This window comes from Nonomuraea sp. MTCD27, from assembly GCF_041950495.1.
GTDB lineage: Bacteria > Actinomycetota > Actinomycetes > Streptosporangiales > Streptosporangiaceae > Nonomuraea.
Genome location: NZ_JBGNUW010000002.1, coordinates 659,372 through 680,635, shown reverse-complemented (window position 1 = coordinate 680,635; position 21,264 = coordinate 659,372). Strand labels below are relative to the sequence as shown.

Genomic DNA, 21,264 nt, shown 5'->3' with positions numbered 1-21,264 from the left:
GGTCTGACGCCCGCCAGGGTAAGAAGCGGGGACGATTCCTGTCCAAGTGCGATTCTGAATCCGGCGATACCGATGGAGCATCGCCGGCTTCAGGCTCCGAGATCGGGCAGCAGTTCGAGCACGCGCCCGAGCGCGGGGTTGGTCGAGTTGCGGTCCCAGATCACGTGCAGTTCGACCGGCTCTCCCGTGGCGCCCGCGTCGTCCAGCGGGTCGCCGCCGCCGCGTACCAGGTCGCAGATGGCGATGCCGTCCACGCCCAGCGAGCGCGCGCTGGCGGGCGCCAGCGCGACGCCGCGCCCGGCCGCCACGAGCAGCACGGCGGTGAGGATCTGGTGCACCTGCTGCTCGATCCGGGGGTGGGCGTTGGTGAGGAACCGGACGGTCAGCTCGTGGAAGTAGCGCGACTGCACCGGGTTGTAGCTGATCACCGGCAGACCGTCGAAGTCGTCCGGCGCGAGCGGCCGGCCCAGGTCGGCCAGCGGGTGGCCGAGGGGCACCACGGCGCACAGCGGCTCGCGGAAGACGACGCGCGAGTCGAGGGTGGCGATGTCGAAGGGCGGGCGGGCCAGACCGAGGTCGAGCTCGCCGCGCAGCAGGCCGTCCACCTGCCCGGCGGTCACCCGCTCGTGGAGGATGACGTCGATCTCGGGGAGCTGCTCCGACAGCCGGCGCAGCAGCGCGCCGAGCATGCTGATGGCCGAGACGGCGGTGAACCCGAGGCGTACGGTGCCCGCCGCGCCGCTGGCGATCCGGCGCGCCCGGTCCCCCGCGGTGTCGACGAGCGAGAGCATGCGCCGCGCGTCGTCCAGGAAGGCGCGCCCGGCGTCGGTGAGGACCACGCGCCGGTTGTCGCGTTCCAGAAGGGTCACGCCGATGACACGTTCCAGTTTCTGGATGTGGCGGCTGAGCGGAGGCTGGGTCATGCGCAGCCGATCAGCCGCACGGCCGAAGTGCAGCTCCTCGGCGACAGCCACGAATGCCCGGATCTGATCGAGTGTTAGCATGATGCGTGAAGAGTATCACTCGATACCGAAATGAGCCTGGACAGGCATCGAGGCTGGTCCTAGTCTCCGGAGACTAACGAGCGGAAACCTTGCCGTAACCTTACGCAACTCCCCTCTCCGCTCCAGAGCAGATAACGGGCGGCCTTCCGCCCGCACGAAGGAGAAGTCCATGCCGACATCTCGGACGGCCCCCCGCCGCATCCTCCTGGGCGTCGTCGGCGCCGCCGCCGCGATCGCGCTGACCGCGTGCGGTGGCGTCAAGACGACCTCCTCCGGTGGCGGCGACGGAGAATATCCGACAGGCAACATCGAGTTCAGCGTCGGCGCCTCGGCGGGCGGCTCCACCGACCTCATCACCCGGGCGCTGGCCCAGGGCATGGGCAAGGAGCTCGGCGTCTCCACTCCCGTGCTGAACAAGCCGGGCGCCAACGGCGCGCTCAACGCCAAGGAGCTCCAGTCCGCCAAGGCCGACGGCTACAAGATCGCCGTCCAGAACGCCTCGCTCTTCACCATCACGCCGCTCACGGTGTCGGCCGCCGAGGCCACGAAGATCGACTCGTTCGACGTCATCACCGGCATCTCGCGCGACGACTACGTCATGGCCACCAACCCCAAGTCCGGCTTCACCTCCATCGAGGACATGAAGAAGGCGGGCAAGACCATCCGGTACGGCACCACCGGCGTCGGCACCGGCGCGCAGCTCGCCTCCGCGCTGACCTTCAAGACCGCCGGCGTCGAGGCCACGGCCGTGCCGTTCGACGGCGGCGCCCCCAACCTGACCGCCCTGCTCGGCAACCAGGTGGACGTCTCGACCATGCAGATCGGCGAGGCCATCGAGAACATCAAGGCCGGCAAGCTCGTCCCGCTCGCCGTCTTCTCCGAGCAGCGCATCCCCTTCCTGCCCGACGTGAAGACGGCCAAGGAGCAGGGCTTCGACGTCCAGGTGACGCAGTACCGCTTCCTGACCGCCCCCAAGGGCACGCCGGAGAACGTCAAGACCAAGCTGCTCGACGCGGCCAAGAAGACGTTCGCCACGCCGGAGTACAAGAAGTTCAACGAGGACAACTCGCTCACCCCGATGGAGACCACCCCGCAGGAGGTCCTCGCCTCGCTGCAGAGCGACTCCACCAAGTACAAGGCACAGCTGGACGAGTTCGGCATCAGCCTGGCCGGCTGACCGGGGCCGACTGATCGAGGCCGGCGCCTCGCCACGAACCGCCACGAAGGAGTGTGCATGTCCATGACCGACCCCACCCGGCCGCCGGGCCCCGAGCCCGCCGAGGCCGACCTGTTGCAGGCCGAGGCCGACCGGCTCCAGGCCGAGCTGGAAGAGGCCCGGCCGCCGCACGCGGGCCCGATCGCGCAGGTCGGGGCGGCCGTGGTGGCGCTCGTCGTCGGCGTGCTGGGTGCGGTCGGGTCCTACGCGCTGGGGCTCGGGCAGCTCACGCAGCCCGGGCCCGGCCTGTGGCCGTTCGCCATCAGCGTCGTCATCGTCGTGCTGTCGGCGACGCTCGTCGTCACGGGCCGCGGCCTGCGGGACACCGAGCGGTTCTCCCGCTCCAGCCTGCTCACCCTGGTCGGCCTGGTGACGCTCGTGCTGCTCGCCGCGCTGCTGCCGGTGATCGGCTTCGAGATCCCCTCGCTGCTGCTCATGTTCGTCTGGCTGCGCTGGCTGGGCAGGGAGTCGTGGCGCTCCTCCATCGTGATCAGCGTCGGCGCCGTGGTCGCGTTCTACGTGCTCTTCGTGGTGCTGCTGCAGATCCCGCTCCCCAGGCTCATCTGAGAAAGTCACATGGACATCTCCCCGATCCTCAACGGTTTCGGCGTCGTACTGGAGCCGGCCAACCTGCTCTACTGCCTCATCGGCGTCATCATCGGCATGCTCATCGGCGTGCTGCCCGGCCTCGGCCCCGGCGCGACGATCGCCATCCTGCTGCCGATCACGTACGGCATCGAGCCCGTGTCGGCGATCATCATGCTGGCGGGCATCTTCTACGGAGCCCAGTACGGCGGCACGATCACCTCGGTCCTGCTCCGCCTGCCGGGCGAGGCGTCCTCGGTGGTGACCGTCTTCGACGGCTTCGCCCTGGCCAAGCAGGGCAGAGCGGGCACGGCACTCGGCATCGCGGCCATCGGCTCCTTCATCGGCGGCACGGTCTCGATCCTCGGCCTGACGCTCGTCGCGCCGATCGTGGCCGGGTTCGCGCTCGACTTCGGGCCCCCGGAGTACGCGGCCCTGGGCATCCTGGGCGTCCTGCTGATCTCGTCGGTGGGCAACGGCAACAAGCTCAAGGCCATCATCGCGGCCTGCGTCGGCCTGCTGATCGCGACCGTGGGCCGCGACACCTTCACGGGCGCCGAGCGCTTCACCTTCGACAGCCTGAACCTCGCCGAGGGCATCGACTTCATCCCGATCGCCATGGGCCTGTTCGGGCTCAGCGAGATCCTCTACAACCTGGAGGAGCGGCACAACCAGGTGCACTCCCCCGCCAAGGTCGGCAACGTGTGGCCGTCGCGCAAGGACCTCGGCCAGGCCAAGGGCGCGATCGGGCGCGGCTCGCTCATCGGGTTCGTCCTGGGCGTGCTACCCGGCGGTGGCGCGGTGCTGTCCTCGCTGGCCGCGTACGCGCTGGAGAAGCGGCGCTCCAAGCATCCGGAGCGCTTCGGCCAGGGCGCCGTCGAGGGCGTCGCCGCGCCGGAGACGGCCAACAACGCCGCCGCCACGTCGTCGTTCATCCCGCTGCTGACGCTCGGCATCCCCGCGAACGCGACGATGGCCCTGATGTTCGGCGCGCTGCTCATCCAGGGCATCCAGCCGGGGCCGCAGCTCGTCACCGAGCATCCCGACGTGTTCTGGGGCGTCATCAACTCGATGTACATCGGCAACATCCTGCTGCTGATCATGAGCATCCCGATGGTCGGCGTGTTCGTGAAGATCCTGCGGGTCCGCCCGGCCATCCTGGCCCCGATCACGGTGCTCATCACGCTGCTGGGCGCGTACACCGTGAACAACCAGGTCTACGACATCTTCCTGGTCATCGTGTTCGGCCTGCTGGGCTACCTGATGAAGAAGTTCGGCTTCGAGCCGGGGCCGCTGGTGCTGGCGTTCGTGCTCGGGTCGATGATCGAGAACTCCTCGCGGCAGTCGCTGCTCATCTTCGGCGGCGACCCGAGTGGCTTCCTCACCCGCCCCATCTCGGGCACGGTGCTCACCCTGGTCGTGCTCGTCGCCGCCTGGCCGCTGATCCGCAAGTTCCTGCGCCGCAAGACCTCCGATCGTGTTGAGGAGAAGATCTCATGACCATCCTCGTCGGTTACCTGCCCACGCCCGAGGGCGAGGCCGCCGTCGACGCGGGCCTGCGCGAGGGCAGGCTGCGCGGGGAACGCGTGATCATCGTGAACTCCCCGCGCCGCGGCGCCCCGGTCGACGAGCACATGATCGACGACGCCGCCGGCGCCGAGCTGCTGCGGCGGGCGCGGGAGGCCGGGGTGGACGCGGAGGTACGCCAGCCGCTCCACGACGACGACCTGCCCGAGACCTTCGAGCAGCTCGTCAAGGAGACCGGCGGCACGCTCATCGTCATCGGGCTGCGGCACCGCTCGCTGGTCGGCAAGTTCATCCTGGGCAGCGAGGCGCAGCGGATCCTCATGGAGGCCAGCGTGCCCGTGCTCAGCGTGAAGGCGGCCCGATGAGCGCCCGCGTCAGCCGCGTCACCGTCACCCCGGTCGCCTTCCGCGACCCGCCCCTGCTCAACGTCGTGGGCGTGCACCAGCCGTACGTGCTGCGCGCGATCGTCCAGGTGCACACCGACGACGGCCTGGTGGGCCTCGGGGAGACCTATGCCGACCAGGGTCACCTGGAACGGCTCGGCGCGGTGGCCGCCGCCCTGCCCGGCGCGGACGTCTTCGACGTCAACGGCCTGCGCCGCGTCGTGACCGAGGCGCTCGGGGCGTCCACCGGCGGGGCGGGCGCGAGCTTCGGCGGGATGCTGGAGGTCTCCAGCGCCGTGGACACCGTGGTGGCGCCGTTCGAGGTGGCGCTGCTCGACCTGCAGGGCAGGACGCTCGGCCGCCCGGTGAGCGACCTGCTGGGCGGGGCCGTACGCGACCGCGTGCCGTACTCGGGATACCTGTTCTACAAGTGGGCCGGCCACCCCGGCCACGACGACGACACGTGGGGCGAGGGCCGCACGCCCGAGCAGATGGTCGCCCAGGCCCGGCGGATGGTCTCCGAGTACGGCTTCACCGCCCTCAAGCTCAAGGGCGGCGTGTACGAGCCCCGCCACGAGATCGAGACCGTCGAGGCCCTGGCCGCCGCCTTCCCCGGCCACGCCCTGCGCATCGACCCGAACGGCGCCTGGACCGTCGAGACCTCGATCAAGGTGGCCGACCGGCTCGCGGGCGTCCTGGAGTACCTGGAGGACCCGACCCCCGGCATCGAGGGCATGGCCGAGGTCTCCCGGCACACCGACCTCCCGCTGGCCACGAACATGTGCGTCATCGCCTTCGAGCACCTCAAGCCGGCGGTCGCCGCCGACGCCGTACAGGTCGTCCTGTCGGACCACCACCTGTGGGGCGGGCTGCGCCGCTCGGCGCTGCTGGGCGGCATCTGCGAGACGTTCGGGATGGGCCTGTCGATGCACTCGAACTCCCACCTGGGCGTCAGCCTGGCCGCCATGACCCACCTCGCGGCCGCGACCCCGAACCTCACCTACGCCTGCGACACGCACTACCCCTGGAAGACGGAGGAGGTCGTCAAGCCGGGCGCCCTGGAGTTCCGCGACGGTGGCGTCACCGTGCCGACCGGCCCCGGCCTGGGCGTGGAACTGGACGAGGACGCGCTCGCCGCCCTCCACGAGCAGTACGTCAGGTGCGGCCAGCGCGGCCGCGAGGACACCGCCTACATGCGCACCATCGTCCCCGGCTTCACCCCGAACACCAGCCGCTGGTAGCGGCGGGGCCCGGCCCCCACAGCCGCCCCGCCCCCGGCCTCGCCGGACAGGTCAAGGCGCCTGCAGGCGGGCCCGGGAGTTGGACAGGTGCAGCCGCATCGCGGCCCGGGCCGCCGCCGAGTCCTGCCCTGCGATGGCCCGGTAGATGTTCTCGTGCTCCAGCGTCACCCGCGTGAAGTGGGTGGCGTTCGAGACCGTGTACACATGCTCCAGCCGGGTCCGCGGCAACATGATCATCATCGGCCCGATCGAGCCCAGCAGGTCGGAGTAGAACCGGTTCCCCGAGGCCAGCGCGATCTTCAGATGGAACTCGAAGTCCGCCTCCACGGCGTTCCCGGGCTGCTCGCCGGACCGCCCGAGGTCGATCAGCGCCCGCTCGATCGCCTTGAGCTGCAGATCCGTCCGGCGATCCGCGGCCAGCCCCGCCGCCTCCGACTCGACCCCGATCCGGAAGTCGATCATGTCGAGGACATCCCGATGGGTGCGGATCTCCGACGCCTCCACGGAGAAGGCCGTGGCGGCGGGCAGCGCCAGCACGAACGACCCGCGCCCCTGGAACGTCTCGACGAGCCCGGCGGCCTGCAGCCGGGAGACGGCCTCGCGCACCACCGTACGGCTGACGCCGAACTCCTGGATGAGCGAGGACTCGGTCGGGAGCTTCTGCCCGGGCTGGATCTCCCCGGCGAGGATGCGGGCCTTGAGCCGCTCGACGAGCTCGTGCGCGAGCCCCCGGCCGGTGTCGCGGTCGAGCCTCTGATCTGGCGGCACGGAGGACAATTTACCGGCCCTTGGAGGTGCGGAAGTCGTCGAGCCGCCAGGCCCGCGCCTCCTCGGCGAGGCTGAGGCCGAGCCCCGGCCGGTCCGGCACGATCATGCGCCCGCCCTCGATGTCGAGGCGCTCCCGGAACAGCGGCGAGAGCCACTCGATGTGCTCGACCCAGGAGTCACGCGGGTAGGCCGCGGCCAGGTGCACGTGGATCTCCATCACGAAGTGCGGCGCGACCTGGAGGCCGGCGTGGTCGGCGAGCGCGGCGACCTTGAGGTAGGGGGTGATGCCGCCGACGCGGGGCACGTCGGGCTGGAGGTAGCCGACGGCGCGCAGGTCGATGAGGCGTACGAGGTCGGGGACGCTGGAGAGCATCTCGCCCGTGGCGATCGGCGTGTCCAGCGCCGCGGCCAGCTGCGCGTGCCCCTCGGCGTCGTACGCGTCCAGCGGCTCCTCGATCCACACCAGCCCGAGCTCCTCCACCGCCCGCCCGAACCGCAACGCCGTGACCCGATCCCACTGCTGATTGGCATCCACCATCAACGGCACACCCTCCCCGATGTGCTCCCGCACCGCAGCCAGCCGCCGCAGATCCTCCCGCGTGTCCGGCTGACCCACCTTGACCTTGATCCCGCCGATGCCGCTGCCGAGCGACTGCCCGGCCTTCTCCTTCACCTCCTCAAGGGGAGCCTGGAGATAGCCACCGGAGGTGTTGTAGACCCGCACCGAGTCGCGGTAGGCCCCCAGGAGCTTGGCCAGCGGCAACCCCGCCCGCTTCGCCTTCAGATCCCACAGCGCGACGTCGACGGCCGCCAGCGCCTGCGTGGCCACCCCCGACCGGCCGACCGAGGCTCCCGCCCAGAGCAGCCGGTCATAGATCCGCCCGATGTCGGAGGGATCCTCCCCCAGCAGGTTGCCGGCGACCTCCCTGGCGTGCGCGAACTGCGCCCGGCACCCGGCCCGCGTCGTGTAGGAGAACCCCAGCCCGCCCAGCCCGTCGTCCGTGGTGATCTCGCAGGTCAGGACGTCGATCTGGGACAGCGGCCGCTGCCGTCCGGTGGCCACCTTGGCGTCGCTCACCGGGTTCGCGAGCGGCACGGCGTAGTGCCCGAGGCGCACCGAATCGATGCGCACGGCTCACGCCTTCCCGAACTCGACCGCGTCCACGACCCACTTGCGGCACTGCTCGCTGAGCGTGAACCCGAGCCCCGGCCGGTCCGGCACGATCATGCGCCCGTCGCGGGTCTCCAGCCGCTCGTTGAACAGCGGGTTGAGCCACTCGAAGTGCTCGACCCAGGGCTCGCGCGGGTAGGCCGCGGCCAGGTGGAGGTGGATCTCCATGGCGAAGTGCGGCGCGAGCTGCAGCCCCGCGTGGTCGGCGAGCGTGGCCAGGCGCAGGAAGGGCGTGATGCCGCCGACGCGCGGGGCGTCCGGCTGGATGATGTCGGCGGCGCGGGCCTCGATGAGGCGTACGTGCTCGGCCACGCTGGAGAGCATCTCGCCCGTGGCGATCGGCGTGTCCAGCGCCGCGGCCAGCTGCGCATGCCCCTCCGCGTCGTACGCGTCCAGCGGCTCCTCGATCCACACCAGCCCGAGCTCCTCCACCGCCCGCCCGAACCGCAACGCCGTGACCCGATCCCACTGCTGATTGGCATCCACCATCAACGGCACACCATCCCCGATGTGCCCCCGCACCGCAGCCAGCCGCCGCAGATCCTCCCGCGTGTCCGGCTGACCCACCTTGATCTTGATCCCGCCGATGCCGTCGGCCAGGGACTGGGAGGCGCGGGCCTTGACCTCCTCGATCGGCGCGTGCAGGAACCCGCCCGAGGTGTTGTACGTCCGGACCGAGTTCCGGTAGGCCCCCAGGAGCTTCGCCAGCGGCAACCCCGCCCGCTTCGCCTTCAGGTCCCACAGGGCGACGTCGACAGCGGCCAGCGCCTGCGTGGCCACCCCCGACCGGCCGACCGAGGCCCCGGCCCACAGCAGCGTCTCGTAGACCTTGCCGATGTCGGAGGGGTCCTGGCCGATCAGGTTCTCCCCGACCTCCTTGGCGTGCGCGTACTGCGCCGGGCCGCCGGCCCGCTTGGAGTAGCTGAAGCCGATGCCGCTGTGGCCGTCCTCGGTGGCGATCTCGGCGAAGAGGAAGGCGATCTCGGTCATCGGCTTCTGCCGCCCGGTGAGCACCTTGGCGTCGCTGACGGGGACGTCGAGCGGGAGCGTGACGGAGGAGAGGGAGACGTGGCGGATGCGGTCGGAGGCCAAGGGAGGTCCTTCAGGAGGTCGGCGGCGAAGTCGTACGTCATCGTACAAATCCATAAGTCATATGACAACTACCACCGACCTCGGTCGGACCATGTCACGCCGCCCGCTTTACGACGTCCTCGATCGCGCCGGCCACCAGGCCGGCGTCCTTGGCGATGACCTGGACGTGGTTGCAGGGCGCGGTCGCGTAGACCGTCACGAGCTCGTTGGCCGCGGTGGCCCTGGCGACGGCGGCGCGCATCCGCGCGTTCTCCTCCTCCGTGGAGCCGGAGTGCGCGCCGCTGGCGACCGCGAAGGCGACCGGGCACCGCATGGCGGCGAAGTCGGCCTCGAACTCGCCGTTGAGCGCGTCCATCTCGATGACGACCCGGGCCGTCTCGGCCGGGCTCATCCTGGCCGACCGGCCCAGTAAGGCCGCGATGCGCATCAGCCAGGCCAGCCGCTTGAACTGGGTGCGCACGCGCTCCTTGCCCGCCTCGTCGAACATCCTGATCGGGTAGGCGCCGTCGACGAGCACGAGCCCGCCGACCCGGTCGGGGTTCTCGGTGGCGTAGCGCACGCCCATCGTCGCGCCGTGGGACCAGCCGACCAGGATCGGCCGCGTCAACCCGGCGGCGTCGATCACGCGGCCGATGTCGTCGATGGCGCCCCGGGTCGAGTAGTCCGACGACCTGCCCGACTTCCCGCGCGCCCGCGCGTCGAAGGTGACCGTGCGGCGCCTGCCGCCGAGCCGCCGGATGACGGGCTTCCAGTGCCGTTGCGTGGCGAAGCCGCCGTTCAGGAAGAGCAGCGCGGGCTCGCCGCCGGGGGTGTCGAGGCCGTGCAGCCGGGTGTCCGCTGCGGGGATGGTGAGTTCGCGCGACATGGGGGGATCCCTTCGATGGGTGATGACGCCGCTCAGGGGCGGTGGCCGAGGGCGGCACGCTTCTCGTGCCACTCGGCGAGCAGAGCGGGCATCCGCTCCGCGAGGAAGTCGTAGAACGCGGCACCCTCCTCGAGCATGGCCCGGCGTTCGGAGGAGCCGTCCTTCAGCAGGCCGAGCGCCGTTCGCGCGAGCTCCGCCTGCTCCCGGTAGACCGCGCCGGCGAAACCGGTCGGGTCGAGCGCCCGGGGGTCGAGCGTGACAGGCCATGAGGGCCTCGCCGATCTCCGCGATCGTCTGCTGGGGCGGCTCGCAGATGAACAGGTAACCCAGCACCCGCCCGGCCACCGGCGGGAAGCCATATTCCCGGGCGTAGAAGGCGGCGACGCGGCCGGCGAGCCTCTCACGAAGGATCCCGCTGCTGGTGAGCGGCCCTCAGCGGGCCTTGTAGACCTTCACCCAGTCCACGTACATCGAGACGGTGGCGGGCGTGGCGGAGTCGCGGCAGCGGGGCTCGCACACCACGTCGTTCTGCAGCGCCAGCCCCATCCGGCCGCCGTCGGGCACGTGCGCGCCCCGGTAGTCCCAGACCTTCTTCCCGTCCAGCCAGAACGTCAGCCGCCCCGGCAGCCGGTCCACCGCCACCGTGTGCCACCTGGTGAAGTCCGCCCGGAGCTGACGCTGGGCGCGGCCGTGGCCACTGTGGACGAAGATGCCGCCGCCCTGCCGCTTCGGGTCCACGATCTCGGCGAAGTCGATCTCGGCGTAGCCCGCGCCCTCGCCCTGGGAGACCGGCCACAGCAGCGCCCCCGGCGTGTAACCGGCGCCCGCCTCCGCCCTGAACCTGACCTCCCAGCGGCCGTACTGCTGGGCGAGCCGGGTGGCCACGCCGCCCGACAGGTCCTTGCCGCCGTACATGCCGCCCTTGAGGCGCAGGGCGCCGTTCGCCACCGTGGCCGCCCGGCCGGTGCGGGGGTTGCGCTCCGCCTGGGGCGAGTGGTAGATCATCCACCGCTTCGTGTTGATCGAGGAGCCGTTGAAGTTCTCCACGAGGACGGGTTCGCCCCAGCTCGGAGTCTGCGCGTGCGCGGTCTGCGGAAGGGCGGCGACGCCCGCGAGCGCCACCGCCGCCAAGATCGGACTGCGTGTAGGCATGCGGACCATCGAAGCAAAGATTTCACTCTGATAACAGCCCATCCGGCCCATAAGCCACTCTGGGCCCATCGCCACCCCGGGCGCCGAGCAGCGTCCGGGTGAGGGACTCGTGGGCGCGCAGCATCTCCTCCAGCGCCGCCGTCAGGTGGGCGGCGGCGGGGGCCTCGGGAGCGGGATCCGCCTCCAGGGACTCCAGCACCGCCCGGCGCAGCAACTCCTTGAAGAACGAGGCGGTCATCCCCTCCGTCCGGGCGACCAGGGGCTCCAGGTCCTCCTCCGCGAGCCCCGCGGCGCCGTAGAGGCGCAGCAGCGCGGCCCGGCTGGCCGCGTCCGGCTTGGGCACCTCCACGGCCAGGTCCACCCGTCCCGGCCGGTTGGCCAGGGCGTCCTCCAGCAGGTCGGCCCGGTTCGTGGTGAGCACGAACGTGACGTCGGCGTCGGCGCCGATCCCGTCCATCGCGTCGAACAGCGTGAACAGCAGCGGGCTGCCCTCGTCGGAGAAGCGGCGCTCGTGGGCGACCAGGTCCACGTCCTCCACGACCACGATGGCCGGTTGCAGCCGCCTGGCCATGGTGGCCGCCTCGGAGATGAAGCGCAGCGCCGTACCGGCCATGACCACCACCGTCACGCCCGGCATGCGGCCCATCAGGTAGCGCACCGTGTGGGTCTTGCCGGTCCCGGGCGGGCCGTGCAGCAGTAGGCCCCGCTTCAGGTGCTGGCCGCGGGCCAGCAGCGCCTCCGCGTGCCGGCCGATGCCGGCCACGTGCCGCTCGATCGTCTCCAGCACCCCGTCGGGCAGGATCACCTGCTCGGGGCCGAGCGCCGGGCGCGGCAGGAACGTCACCAGGCTGTTGCCCCGGTGCTCCGAGACGCCGAACGTGAGGATCTGGCCGCGCAGGACGTCGTGGCGGCGCATCTGCCGCTCGATCTCCTCCCTGGCGGCCGTGGCGCTCGCCCGCGTGGCGGCGATCACCTCGACCCTGCAGCCCTCCCTGCCGAACATCTCGGCCGGCCCGCGCAGGCACACCACGATCGGGGCGCCGTCCGGCGCGGTCGTCTCGACCAGGCCGAACGTCACGACCTCGATCGTCTCGTCCGAGCCGATCGCCGTGGTGGCGTAGTCGACGGCGCCGGGCTCGAAGCGCTCGAACCCGCGGTTGGCCGCGGTCAGGATGTCGATCGTGTCGTTGTGCTCGCGGCCCTGGCCCGACACGCCGTACCAGGCGGGCTCGCCGCGTTCCGCCAGGTACGCGTCCACGCCGCGCTGGAGGCTGGCGTGCTCCCAGTTCCGGAAGCTCTGCGTGACGCAGACCAGGTCCTTCAGCGCGCAGGAAAGGTGCCCGGTCACCCTGGCCACCAGCTCGGGCACCGGCCGGGACTCGTCGATCAGGCCGTGGGCCTCGTGGACGAGCCGCTGCAGCGCGCGTGCCAGCGATCGTGCCTCATCGATCTCCATGCGCGCCACACTGGCACAGCGGGGGCGGTCTGGAAATGGTGCCGGCAGGTGGCGGGTGCCACCTGCCGGAGTATGGTTCGCGACGTCAGGCGCAGGCCGCCTCGTAGACCCGTACGAGCTCCTGGCTCACCCGCTCCCAGGAGTAGCGCGAGCGCGCCCGGTCGGCGCCCGCGTAGCCCAGGGCGGTCCGCAGGGTGGGGTCGTAGAGCAGTTCGCGGGCCAGCCGCGCGGTGCGCGCGGGCCGGTCCGGCGGCACCAGCAGCCCGGTGACGCCGTCGATGATGGAGTCGAGGTGCGCGCCGACGGACGAGGCGATCACCGGCACGCCGCAGGCCATCGCCTCCAGCGCGACGATCCCCGTCACGGCCTCGCGCGGAACCGACACCACGGCGTCCGCGCTGCGCATCAGTTTGGGCACCGCGGCCCGCTTCACCTGGCCGAGCAGCGTCACCCGGTCGCCCACGCCGAGCTGGTCGGCCAGCGCGCGCAGGCGGCGCACGTCCCTGTCCTCGTCGAGGTCCTCGGGCTCGGGACCACCGGCGATGACGAGCTCGACGTCGCCGAGCCCCTGCAGCGCCCGCACGATGGTGTGCGCGCCGCGGTCGATCGAGAGCGGCCCCACGTGCAGGAGGCGCTTGCGCGTGCCGCGCGTGGCGACCGCGCCGCGGCGCTGGAAGCGCTCGGTGTCCACGCCGTACGGCACGATGGCGATGTTGCCTCGCGGCACGCCCAGCCGGATCAGCGCCGACTCCTCGTCGCCGGAGCCGGCGATGACCGCGTCGGCCCGGCGGCCCAGCGCCCGCTCCAGCTCCATGTGCGTGGCGTCGACCGTGTGGAACGTCTGCGTGACCGGAACCCCCAGCCCCTCGGCGCCGGCCACGGCGGCCAATCCGCCGGTCCACGAGTGGGCGTGGATCACGTCGGGCCGGTCCTGGCTCCACCGGCGCATCAGATGACTGCCGACCTCGTTGAGATAGGGCACGAGCGCGTCGGCGGCAAGCTCCTGGGCGGGGCCCACGTCAATGTGCTCCAGCGTGACTCCCGGGGCCACCCGCGTCTTGGGCTTGCCCTCGGCGTTGTCACGGCGGGAGTAGACGGTGACGTGATGCTCGCGTCCCAGTTCGCGTGCGACAGACAGGATGCGGTGATTCTGATTGCCGTTGGCGGAAGCGACGATCGCGATATTCATGGCACACCTCAGCGTGGAAAGCCTTCAAGGTGTGCCTGCGTCTTAGGCACGTCGGTCTATGACTTTGACCTTACCCAGGTTTCTGCCAATCGCAAACCCCCGCAGATCAGACACCTCGGAGCGCGAAAACCACGATCTCGTCCCAGACCTGGCCGCCCGAGAACGCGTGCCGGTCCGCCTCCACCGCTTTGACCACGGTGGACGGCGCCTGGCCCGTGCACCGGCTGAGCACGTCGGCCAGCCGGTCCTCGCCGTACGGCTCGCCCAGCTCGTTCCTGGAGGAGATCAGCCCCTCCGAATAGAGCACCAGCGTCTCCCCCGCGGCGACCGTCAGCACCTCCACCCCGGTCTCCGCCTCGGGCGAGATGCCCAGCGGCACGCCGCCGCCGGCGGCGAAGCGCACGCCGCCGTCGGACTGCAACATCGCGGCGGGATGGTGCCCGGCCGACGACAGCCGGATCTCGCGCCCCTTCACGAACCCCGCCACGGCCATCACGAACATGCCGCTGCCCTGCGCGACCAGCGCCTCGTTGACCTTGCGCATGACCAGGTCGGGGTCGTCCTCCCAGACGCTGAGCACCCGCAGCCCGCCGCGCACCATGGCGCTGACCGAGGCCGCCTCCTCGCCCTTGCCGGCCGCCCCGCCCAGCGCGAAGCCCCACCCGCCCAGGACGGGGAACACGTCGTAGAACTCGGCGCCCACCGACGACCCGGGATGGTAGACGGCCGCCGCCTCGTAGCCGGGCACGTCGGGCAGGTTGCGCGGGGCGACGCTGGCCGACAGCGCGTCCGCGGCCCGCGAGCGGCTCTGGAAGCTGCTCTGGGCGCGTACCGCCAGGCCGATCTGCAGCCCCACCTCCTGCATGACCGCGAGGTCGGCCAGCGCGAAGGGGGGCCTGTCGTGCGTACGCACCAGCGTCAGCACGCCGTCGGAGCGGCCGATCGGCACGCTCAGCATCGACCCCGCGGCCATCGCGGTCAGCAGCGGCCCGTCGGCGCAGAACCCGAGCAGCGTCTCGTCGTCCACCATCTCCAGCACCACGCCGGAGCCGCGCTCCAGCACCTGCAGCACGACCTGGCTGCTCGCCGGGTCGGCCGACTCCGCCTGGCGCACGAGGTCGCCCAGCGGATGGTTCTTCGGCGCCATGACCACCGAGCGCCGCGGCGCCCCGTCACGCACCATGTCGGCGACCACCCAGTCGGCCCAGTCGGCCGCCAGCAGCCGCGTCGCCCGCTGCAGCGCGACGGGGCGCAGCAGCGCCTCCTCGTCGAGCAGCAGCCTGGCCATCTTGACCAGCAGGTCCTGCCGCTTGGCCGTGGCCAGCAGCAGCGCACCGTCGGACTGCTCGGGCCGGCGCGTGCCCGGCTCGGGGAGCTGCACCTCGGTCGGCAGCGCCACCGCCGCCACCATCTGCTGCGGCTCGCCCGGCATCGTCAGCCTGGTCATCGCGAGCTGCACGGTGTGCGTGCGGCCCTGGTGCGCCAGCCGCGTCTCGAACGCCGACGGCTGCCCGGTCTGCAGCACCGACGTCAGGTGCGACCGGAACGCCGCCCGCCGCGACACGTCCACGAGCAGCGGGAACGACCGGCCCACCAGGTAGCCGTCGGGGCTGCCCAGCACCCGGGAGGTCTCGGGGTTGATCCGCCTGACCACGCCACCGCCGTCGAGCACGATGACCGGCACGGGGAAGGACCTGAACACCTGGCGCAGCAGCTTCAGCTCCCGCTGCGCGCCGTCCTTCTTGCCCCCCGCCCGCTTGGGCGCCTTGCGCAGCTCCTCGCGGGCCTCCGCGAGCAGCTCTGCGGCGGTGTCCAGCTCGGCGAGGGCGGCGTCGAGCGTGGGCGCCAGGTCGGCGGGGTACGCGGCCCTCGCCTCGCGCAACGAGGAGACGCGCCCGGCAAGAGCGTCAAGCGCGTGTTCGAGGTCCGGCATGGTCATGGTCTGAACGCTACGCCACCCGGGATAATGCTAGCCATAAGGGGTAGAGGCTTGTTGCTATGGAATCAACCGCGATGATCACCCCTGGTCTCGCCCGTGACCTCGCCGCACTGGGGCGGCTCGGCGAGGACACCTCAACCGAAAGCGTGCTGCGTGGCCTGACCACGGCGCTGACGGCGGGCGTCCCCGGCTGCTCCGGAGCCTCCGCCGAGCACTGGCGCGACCATCGGGTCCTGGTCTCCGGCTCGCACAGCGAGCTCATCATGCTCGTCGAGGGCGAGCGCGAGCTCGGTGAGGGCCCCTCCATCGAGGCCCGGCAGAGCGGCGGCCGCGCCATCGTGACCGACGTGCTCAAGGAGACCCGCTGGCCCCGCTACGACGCGCTGGCCACCCGCTGGGGCGTGCGCTCGGTGCTCGTCGTCCCCATCGAGGTGTCGCCCGCGCTGCTGATCGTCGGGCTCTATTCGGTACGCCCGGGGGCGTTCTCCCCGCAGGGGACCAGCTCGCTCACCGACATGCTGGCCGAGCAGGTCGGCGTGGCCATGTCCAACATGTGGGAGTTCGAGGAGGTGCGCACCGACGCGGCGCAGCTCCAGGAGGCCCTGGCCGGCCGGTCGGTGATCGACCAGGCCAAGGGCATCATCATGCAGACCAGCGGATGCACCTCCGAGGCCGCCTTCGAGGAGCTGCGCAGGATCTCCCAGCACCACCAGGTCAAGGTCGCCGACCTGGCCAGGCTCCTGGTCGAGGAGCACCAGCGCAAGTCGCGACGCTGAGCCTGTTTCGCTGAGCTGTAGTCGCTGAGCTGTAGTCGCTGAGCTGCGGTCGCCGGGTTGTCGTCGCCGGGCTGTTCCCCGGCTATTTCATGGCCGCCAGCGCGTCGTCCAGCGTGTCGTAGAGGGGCAGGCGCTGCGCCAGCCCGGTGATCCACATCACCTTGGACTTGGAGTATTCGACGCCGATCAGCGCGAACTTGGCCCCCGCCGCCAGGCTGGTCTGCCAGTGATGGACGATGAGCCCGAGCGCGCGCGAATCCATGAACGTCACCCCAGCCAGGTCCAGGATCAGGTCCGAGCCGGCCATCGACAGATAGTCGGCGAACTGCTCGCGTGTCGTGGCGTCGAGCACGCCATCGACTCTGACCACGGTGATCTCGTCCACGGTCGACGACGTGAGGCTGAGGGCCGCCACTGGCCCCTCGCCGTTCTCGGGCATTGTCACGGGGCAACCCTACTGTCACCACGCGATCGAGGAATACTTCCCGCCAGATGGGGGAGACTGGATCCGAAGTCCAGCAGAGGGCTTCGGTCTCGAGAGTAGAGCGAGGCGTGCCTCTGCATGGGCTTTTTCCTGTGTGAGGCCGCCTGCGATCCATATGAGGAGCAGCGATGGCTGTGCAGGAATACGTCCTCGAGGAGATGACCGCGGAAGAACTCCTGGCCGAGATGGTCAGGGAAGAGACGCCCGACAGCCACAGGGAGCGCCTGCGCGAACGCATCGTCGAGATGCACCGGCCGCTCGCCATGGAGATAGCCCGGCGATACCGCTATCGCGGCGAACCTTTGGAGGATCTCCTCCAGGCCGCGTATGTTGGCCTGATGAAGGCCGTCAACGGCTTCGACCCGAGCCTCGGGCACGCATTCAGGGGCTACGCGGTCGTGACGATGACCGGCGAGGTCAAGCGCCACTTCCGCGACCGCACCTGGGCCATCCGGGTGCCCCGCCTCTACCAGGAGCGCCGCTCCGAGCTCAACCGGCTCGTCGCCGACCTCAGCCAGGACCTGGGCAGGTCCCCGACCGTCGCGGAGCTGGCCGCCAAGATGAACATCACCGAGGAGGACGTCCTGCTCACGCTCGACGCCTCCGCCGCGTACAGCACCCTGTCGCTCGACGCGCCCCTCGGCACCGACGACGACGCGGCCTCCCTGGGCGACGTCATCCCCGAGGACGACGACACGCTGAGCAACATGGTCGACCGGGAGGCCGTCAAGCCCCTGATCGACGCCCTCCCCGCCCGCGAGAAGCACATCCTGCTGCTGCGCTTCTTCGGCAACATGACGCAGGCCGAGATCGCGGCCGAGTTCGGAATCTCCCAGATGCATGTTTCGCGCATCCTGCGCAAGGTTCTCGACCAGCTACGCACAGAGCTGGTCGGCTGACGAAGGCGGTCGCCGGGTGAACGAGGACGTCGAGCCTCAGTCGGGCTACACGAGCCCGCCACCCGGCGCGCCCGTGAAGAAGCTCCGCTTCCGGCTGCCGGACCTTCCCCAGGTCCGGCAGTTCGCCGAGGAGGAGGCCCGTACCGTCGGCATGCCGGAAGAGGCCATCGGCGACTTCGTCATCGCTGTGAACGAGGTGGCGACCAACGCCGTCACCCACGGGGCCGGCCATGCCAGCCTGCGTACCTGGGCGGTCAGCGGCGATCTGATCGTCGAGGTGCACGACGAGGGCGTCTGGAAGCCGGGCCCCATGCCGGGCTCGGTGGGCGGGATGGGGCTGTGGGTGGCCCGCCTGCTCTCCTCGGACCTGACCCTGCGCGTCGGCAGCGGCGGCAGCACGGTCATCATGCGCTTCCCCGGCAAGAGCTGAAACGCCAGAGCTGGAACGCCAGAGCTGAAACGAGCTGAGACGCGAGCGGCGCGGGGGGCCTGCCGGCCCCTCGCGCCGCTCCTGTTCCGTGCGAACTCCTAGCGGCGAGCCCTGCCGCCGCGCCAGTTGCTGTACCCGGTGCGGATGCTGGCCGTGCCGACGCCTGCCTGGTGCAGGGCCAGCAGGGTCAGCCCCAGCAGGACGAACGTCATGCCGGAGAACCCGCCGGGAATCGTCGCGCCTACCAGGTCGAGCAGGAAGCCCAGCCCGAAGATGATCGCTGCGATGACCGCGAGCATGTCATGTCACCTCATTCCCTGACTCTGGAACTGCCCCGGGGATTTGCTGGAGAGGGCGAGCAGGCGCTCCAGGACGGTCCTGTAGTCGCGCAGCGCCAGGCGCAGCTGCTCGGTGTCGGTGCTCTCGGCGTCCTTCCAGCGGTCCCGCAGGGCGCTCGTGCGGCTGGTCAAGGTACTGGTGAGAGACTCCACCACCTCGCCGACCAGCCCGTCGGCACGCTGTACGGCCTGGCCCGGGTCGTCCACGAAGGAGGCCTGCAGGTCGCGCCAGCGGGCCTGCACCTGGGTGGGGTCCTGGTCGAACAGGACGATGTCGTCGGGGGCGGCGTGGGCCGGCGTCTCACCGGTCGCGGCCGGGGTGGCGTGGGCGGGGTCGACGTCGTCGTCCACCGTCCGGGCGCCGGGCTCGGTCAGCATGTCGCCGCCGGTCCTGGCGTACGGGTCGCGGTAGGAGGGGTCGTCGTCGTACGCGCCGCCGGGGGCGGGGGCGGGGACGGCACCGGGGACGGCGGCGGCGTACTCGTCGGCGGCGCGGGGACTGCCGGTGGCCGGCACGTCGTCGAAGCGGGTAGCACCCGCCACCGGCTCGTCGTCCACGCGGGACCCACTTGCCACCGGCTCGTCGTCGGTCCGGGGCAGCTGCTCGGTGCGGGCCTCGCTACGGGCCAGCTCCTCGTCGTCGGCGAGGTCGTTCCTGCCGGCCGGGTCCCTGTCGTTGCCAGTGGGGTTGCCGGTGTCGTCGGCGATGTGTTCGCGGGCGTCGTTACCGGGGTCGTGGTCGTTGTCGGGGTCGTGGTCCTTGTCGGGGTCGTGGTCCTTGTCGGTGTGATCGTCCTCGGTCACATCGTGGCGTTGCGACGGCACTTTCAGCTCGTCGCTGCTCATATCGTTCACCGTCCTCGGCTGGTCTCGTGCAGCAGCTCCTCGAACAGCGCGCGGTAGTGCACCATGGCCTGCCGGAGGTCCTCGGTGGAGGCCTCCTTCCTGGCCGCGCGCCCGCTGATCTCGTGAGCCGTCCTGTAGTGATCGAGTGTCGCCGCGTGCCCCACCGACAGGTCGGACAGGCGCTGCTCGAAGTTCTCCGTCGGGTAGCCCCGCTCCGCCATGACCGCCGTGACAAGCTGGTCGGCCTCCGTCACCGCGAATCCGGGGGCGTCCACGAAGCGTTCCTGTACCTCGGTCCACCGGTTGGCGTAGGTTTCGCGCGATTCCTCCGTCAGGGGGCGGATGTCGAGCTCAGAATGCCGCTGCTCGCGGCTGAGCAACTCCTGCTCCGCCTCCCGGCGGTTGTTGTCGTGCTCGGCGACTATGCGTTCGTACTCCGGGCCGAAGCGTTCGCGGAGATGAGTGCGGCGCTTCTGCTGCTGCAGCACGAAGTAACCCACTGCGGCGAGCGCCACCACCGCGACCACGACGACGGCCACCCATGCCCAGGTGGTCATGATGTTCGCCTCCGGTCTCTGTGTTGAGACCAGCGACTGCCCTCGAACAGGCAGGTCGAAACTCCCCGCCTCAGCGGGCTTCCAGCCCCTCCCTGGCCGCGGCCAGCACGGTTGCGACATGTGAGCCCGCTGGTGGCGCAGGGACCTCGCTGAACCCTTCCGTGGCGTCGTACCGCACGTCGAGCCCCGAATCCACGAGCCGCTGAGCCCACCGAAGAGCGGTGTTCAACCGCTCGGCGGCCGGCGGCTTCCCCTGCGCCGCCGCCGACAGGTTACGCAGATTGGTGGCGGGCCCGGACTGGGTGTGCGCGCGGGCGATCTTCCACGGGAGCGCGGCGCTGTGGTCGAGCATCGGCTTGGCCAGCCCGGCGGCCCGCTTGGCCTGCAGCACCCCTGACTCGCTGACCCCGAAGTGAACGGCCAGCTCCTGCACGCTCATGCCCTCGGCGACGAGCCTGGCCAACTCCCTCCGATCAATGGTCGCCCTGCGCCCCACTGGCCGCCTCCGCTCCCGCTCTCCGTGTACGCGTACACCTCCGATGTGCGCTAAGGTTATGACGTCCCGCCCCGCAGGGGGCGGCCGACACAACCGGGACGTAGCGCAGCTTGGTAGCGCACTTGACTGGGGGTCAAGGGGTCGCAGGTTCAAATCCTGTCGTCCCGACCAGGGTTTCGCTGGTCGAGCAGGGTGTCACTCAACAGGGTGGCACCCTTTCGCATTGCTGAGTGGCTATCGGGCGAAGAGATCGTCCATCGCCGCAGCTCCTTGCAGGAGTACGGGGCGGATCCGCTTGCGGTAGACGGCTTCGGTGACCGCCGTGCCGCTGTGGCCGACGAGGCGAATTGACAGCGCCGTGACCTTCTCTGCCTCGACCGCCGGGCTCCGGCTCGATCCCCTACCGTGCCACCGTCGGACCGCTCGTGCGTGTCGGCCTTGGTCTGCGGCTCGGGCGGGCGGCCGACCAGCCTGGAGCGTGTCGCGGCGGGGCCGCGTCCCGCCGCGTCCTCAGTTGCGCGTGCGGATCAGCATGACCAGGCCGGCGATGAACGACCCGAGCAGGACCGGCGACATGACCGCGAGGCCGCCCCACACGACGAGGCCGAGATAGCCGAGCGCCGACGAGCTGTACGTCGGGTCGGCGTCGGCGGCCGCGAACAGCCCCAGGCCGAGGACGACACCGACAACCGTGAGCGCGATCGGCGTCCACAGGAGCACGTGGGCCCACACACGGTACCTCCGGCTGTGAACGCGCCGGGCCGACGGCACGTTCGGCTGCGGGGGATACCCGGCGGATTCACGCATGCCCCATTTGTACCAGCCGTTGTACCAGCCGTGCGCACCCCGC

Annotated in this window: 23 protein-coding genes and 1 tRNA gene; 9 read left to right on the top strand and 15 right to left on the bottom strand. The window is 70.9% G+C overall.

Annotated elements, in window-relative coordinates; all coding sequences use genetic code 11:
* Positions 1 to 89: 89 nt before the first annotated feature.
* Positions 90 to 1,004 (bottom strand): LysR substrate-binding domain-containing protein, encoded by a 915-nt coding sequence (locus ACBJ59_RS07680; protein ID WP_375109431.1) that lies wholly within the window; start codon positions 1,002 to 1,004, stop codon positions 90 to 92.
* 169 nt (positions 1,005 to 1,173) lie between these two features.
* Between ACBJ59_RS07680 and ACBJ59_RS07675 the strand changes: the two genes are divergently transcribed.
* From ACBJ59_RS07675 to ACBJ59_RS07655, 5 genes are read left to right on the top strand one after another with little or no spacing between them, the layout of a single operon-like run.
* The gene (locus ACBJ59_RS07675) at positions 1,174 to 2,181 is read left to right on the top strand and encodes a Bug family tripartite tricarboxylate transporter substrate binding protein (protein ID WP_375109430.1); all 1,008 of its coding nucleotides are present in this window, start codon (positions 1,174 to 1,176) and stop codon (positions 2,179 to 2,181) included.
* A 57-nt stretch (positions 2,182 to 2,238) separates the two neighbouring features.
* The gene (locus ACBJ59_RS07670; RefSeq protein ID WP_375109429.1) at positions 2,239 to 2,787 is read left to right on the top strand and encodes a tripartite tricarboxylate transporter TctB family protein; all 549 of its coding nucleotides are present in this window, start codon (positions 2,239 to 2,241) and stop codon (positions 2,785 to 2,787) included.
* Between the two features lie 9 nt (positions 2,788 to 2,796).
* The gene (locus tag ACBJ59_RS07665; RefSeq protein WP_375109428.1) at positions 2,797 to 4,305 is read left to right on the top strand and encodes a tripartite tricarboxylate transporter permease; all 1,509 of its coding nucleotides are present in this window, start codon (positions 2,797 to 2,799) and stop codon (positions 4,303 to 4,305) included.
* Positions 4,302 to 4,697 carry a universal stress protein gene (locus ACBJ59_RS07660; protein ID WP_375109427.1) on the top strand — a complete coding sequence of 132 codons (396 nt, stop codon included), beginning with the start codon at positions 4,302 to 4,304 and terminating at the stop codon, positions 4,695 to 4,697. The genes ACBJ59_RS07665 and ACBJ59_RS07660 overlap by 4 nt, the downstream gene beginning before the upstream one ends.
* Positions 4,694 to 5,956 carry a glucarate dehydratase family protein gene (locus tag ACBJ59_RS07655; RefSeq protein ID WP_375109426.1) on the top strand — a complete coding sequence of 421 codons (1,263 nt, stop codon included), beginning with the start codon at positions 4,694 to 4,696 and terminating at the stop codon, positions 5,954 to 5,956. The genes ACBJ59_RS07660 and ACBJ59_RS07655 overlap by 4 nt, the downstream gene beginning before the upstream one ends.
* Before the next feature lie 51 nt (positions 5,957 to 6,007).
* On the opposite strand, the gene ACBJ59_RS07650 is transcribed toward ACBJ59_RS07655, so the two are convergent.
* From ACBJ59_RS07650 to ACBJ59_RS07615, 8 genes are all read right to left on the bottom strand, one after another.
* Complete coding sequence (locus tag ACBJ59_RS07650; protein WP_375109425.1) at positions 6,008 to 6,724, bottom strand: FadR/GntR family transcriptional regulator; 717 nt, start codon at positions 6,722 to 6,724, stop codon at positions 6,008 to 6,010.
* A 10-nt stretch (positions 6,725 to 6,734) separates the two neighbouring features.
* Positions 6,735 to 7,856, bottom strand: a complete 1,122-nt coding sequence (locus ACBJ59_RS07645; protein ID WP_375109424.1) for a mandelate racemase/muconate lactonizing enzyme family protein — start codon at positions 7,854 to 7,856, stop codon at positions 6,735 to 6,737.
* 3 nt (positions 7,857 to 7,859) lie between these two features.
* Positions 7,860 to 8,987: a mandelate racemase/muconate lactonizing enzyme family protein gene (locus ACBJ59_RS07640; protein WP_375109423.1), complete on the bottom strand. Its 1,128-nt coding sequence runs from the start codon at positions 8,985 to 8,987 to the stop codon at positions 7,860 to 7,862.
* Positions 8,988 to 9,081: 94 nt separating this feature from the next.
* Positions 9,082 to 9,852 carry an alpha/beta fold hydrolase gene (locus tag ACBJ59_RS07635; RefSeq protein WP_375109422.1) on the bottom strand — a complete coding sequence of 257 codons (771 nt, stop codon included), beginning with the start codon at positions 9,850 to 9,852 and terminating at the stop codon, positions 9,082 to 9,084.
* Between the two features lie 432 nt (positions 9,853 to 10,284).
* Positions 10,285 to 11,004: a glycoside hydrolase family 16 protein gene (locus ACBJ59_RS07630; protein WP_375109421.1), complete on the bottom strand. Its 720-nt coding sequence runs from the start codon at positions 11,002 to 11,004 to the stop codon at positions 10,285 to 10,287.
* A gap of 22 nt (positions 11,005 to 11,026) precedes the next feature.
* On the bottom strand, positions 11,027 to 12,460 hold the full coding sequence (locus ACBJ59_RS07625) for an AAA family ATPase (RefSeq protein ID WP_375109420.1): 1,434 nt from the start codon (positions 12,458 to 12,460) through the stop codon (positions 11,027 to 11,029).
* An 85-nt stretch (positions 12,461 to 12,545) separates the two neighbouring features.
* The gene (locus ACBJ59_RS07620) at positions 12,546 to 13,649 is read right to left on the bottom strand and encodes a glycosyltransferase (RefSeq protein ID WP_375109419.1); all 1,104 of its coding nucleotides are present in this window, start codon (positions 13,647 to 13,649) and stop codon (positions 12,546 to 12,548) included.
* 106 nt (positions 13,650 to 13,755) lie between these two features.
* Positions 13,756 to 15,588, bottom strand: a complete 1,833-nt coding sequence (locus ACBJ59_RS07615) for a SpoIIE family protein phosphatase (protein WP_375109418.1) — start codon at positions 15,586 to 15,588, stop codon at positions 13,756 to 13,758.
* 59 nt (positions 15,589 to 15,647) lie between these two features.
* On the opposite strand from ACBJ59_RS07615, the gene ACBJ59_RS07610 reads away from it, so the two are divergent.
* Positions 15,648 to 16,364 carry a GAF and ANTAR domain-containing protein gene (locus ACBJ59_RS07610; RefSeq protein WP_364111909.1) on the top strand — a complete coding sequence of 239 codons (717 nt, stop codon included), beginning with the start codon at positions 15,648 to 15,650 and terminating at the stop codon, positions 16,362 to 16,364.
* Between the two features lie 82 nt (positions 16,365 to 16,446).
* Here ACBJ59_RS07610 and ACBJ59_RS07605 read toward each other — a convergent pair whose 3' ends face one another.
* A complete protein-coding gene (locus tag ACBJ59_RS07605; RefSeq protein ID WP_364112428.1) occupies positions 16,447 to 16,803 on the bottom strand; it encodes an STAS domain-containing protein in 357 nt (118 codons plus the stop codon).
* A 173-nt stretch (positions 16,804 to 16,976) separates the two neighbouring features.
* Here ACBJ59_RS07605 and ACBJ59_RS07600 point away from each other — a divergent pair, with 173 nt between their 5' ends.
* Together ACBJ59_RS07600 and ACBJ59_RS07595 are read left to right on the top strand one after the other, a co-directional pair.
* Positions 16,977 to 17,747, top strand: a complete 771-nt coding sequence (locus ACBJ59_RS07600) for a SigB/SigF/SigG family RNA polymerase sigma factor (protein ID WP_364111907.1) — start codon at positions 16,977 to 16,979, stop codon at positions 17,745 to 17,747.
* A gap of 16 nt (positions 17,748 to 17,763) precedes the next feature.
* Entirely contained in the window at positions 17,764 to 18,177 is a 414-nt protein-coding gene (locus ACBJ59_RS07595; RefSeq protein WP_375109417.1) for an ATP-binding protein, read from the top strand.
* Positions 18,178 to 18,275: 98 nt separating this feature from the next.
* Here the strand turns inward: ACBJ59_RS07595 and ACBJ59_RS07590 are convergent, their stop codons facing one another.
* The 4 genes from ACBJ59_RS07590 to ACBJ59_RS07575 form a co-directional block, all read right to left on the bottom strand.
* A complete protein-coding gene (locus tag ACBJ59_RS07590) occupies positions 18,276 to 18,476 on the bottom strand; it encodes a hypothetical protein (RefSeq protein ID WP_357866276.1) in 201 nt (66 codons plus the stop codon).
* A 6-nt stretch (positions 18,477 to 18,482) separates the two neighbouring features.
* Complete coding sequence (locus tag ACBJ59_RS07585) at positions 18,483 to 19,361, bottom strand: hypothetical protein (protein WP_375109416.1); 879 nt, start codon at positions 19,359 to 19,361, stop codon at positions 18,483 to 18,485.
* 5 nt (positions 19,362 to 19,366) lie between these two features.
* Positions 19,367 to 19,918 carry a hypothetical protein gene (locus ACBJ59_RS07580; protein WP_375109415.1) on the bottom strand — a complete coding sequence of 184 codons (552 nt, stop codon included), beginning with the start codon at positions 19,916 to 19,918 and terminating at the stop codon, positions 19,367 to 19,369.
* Positions 19,919 to 19,988: 70 nt separating this feature from the next.
* On the bottom strand, positions 19,989 to 20,381 hold the full coding sequence (locus ACBJ59_RS07575) for a hypothetical protein (protein WP_375109414.1): 393 nt from the start codon (positions 20,379 to 20,381) through the stop codon (positions 19,989 to 19,991).
* Positions 20,382 to 20,508: 127 nt separating this feature from the next.
* On the opposite strand from ACBJ59_RS07575, the gene ACBJ59_RS07570 reads away from it, so the two are divergent.
* Positions 20,509 to 20,585, top strand: a tRNA-Pro gene (locus ACBJ59_RS07570).
* A 339-nt stretch (positions 20,586 to 20,924) separates the two neighbouring features.
* On the opposite strand, the gene ACBJ59_RS07565 is transcribed toward ACBJ59_RS07570, so the two are convergent.
* Positions 20,925 to 21,221 (bottom strand): hypothetical protein, encoded by a 297-nt coding sequence (locus tag ACBJ59_RS07565; RefSeq protein ID WP_375109413.1) that lies wholly within the window; start codon positions 21,219 to 21,221, stop codon positions 20,925 to 20,927.
* Positions 21,222 to 21,264: the final 43 nt, after the last annotated feature.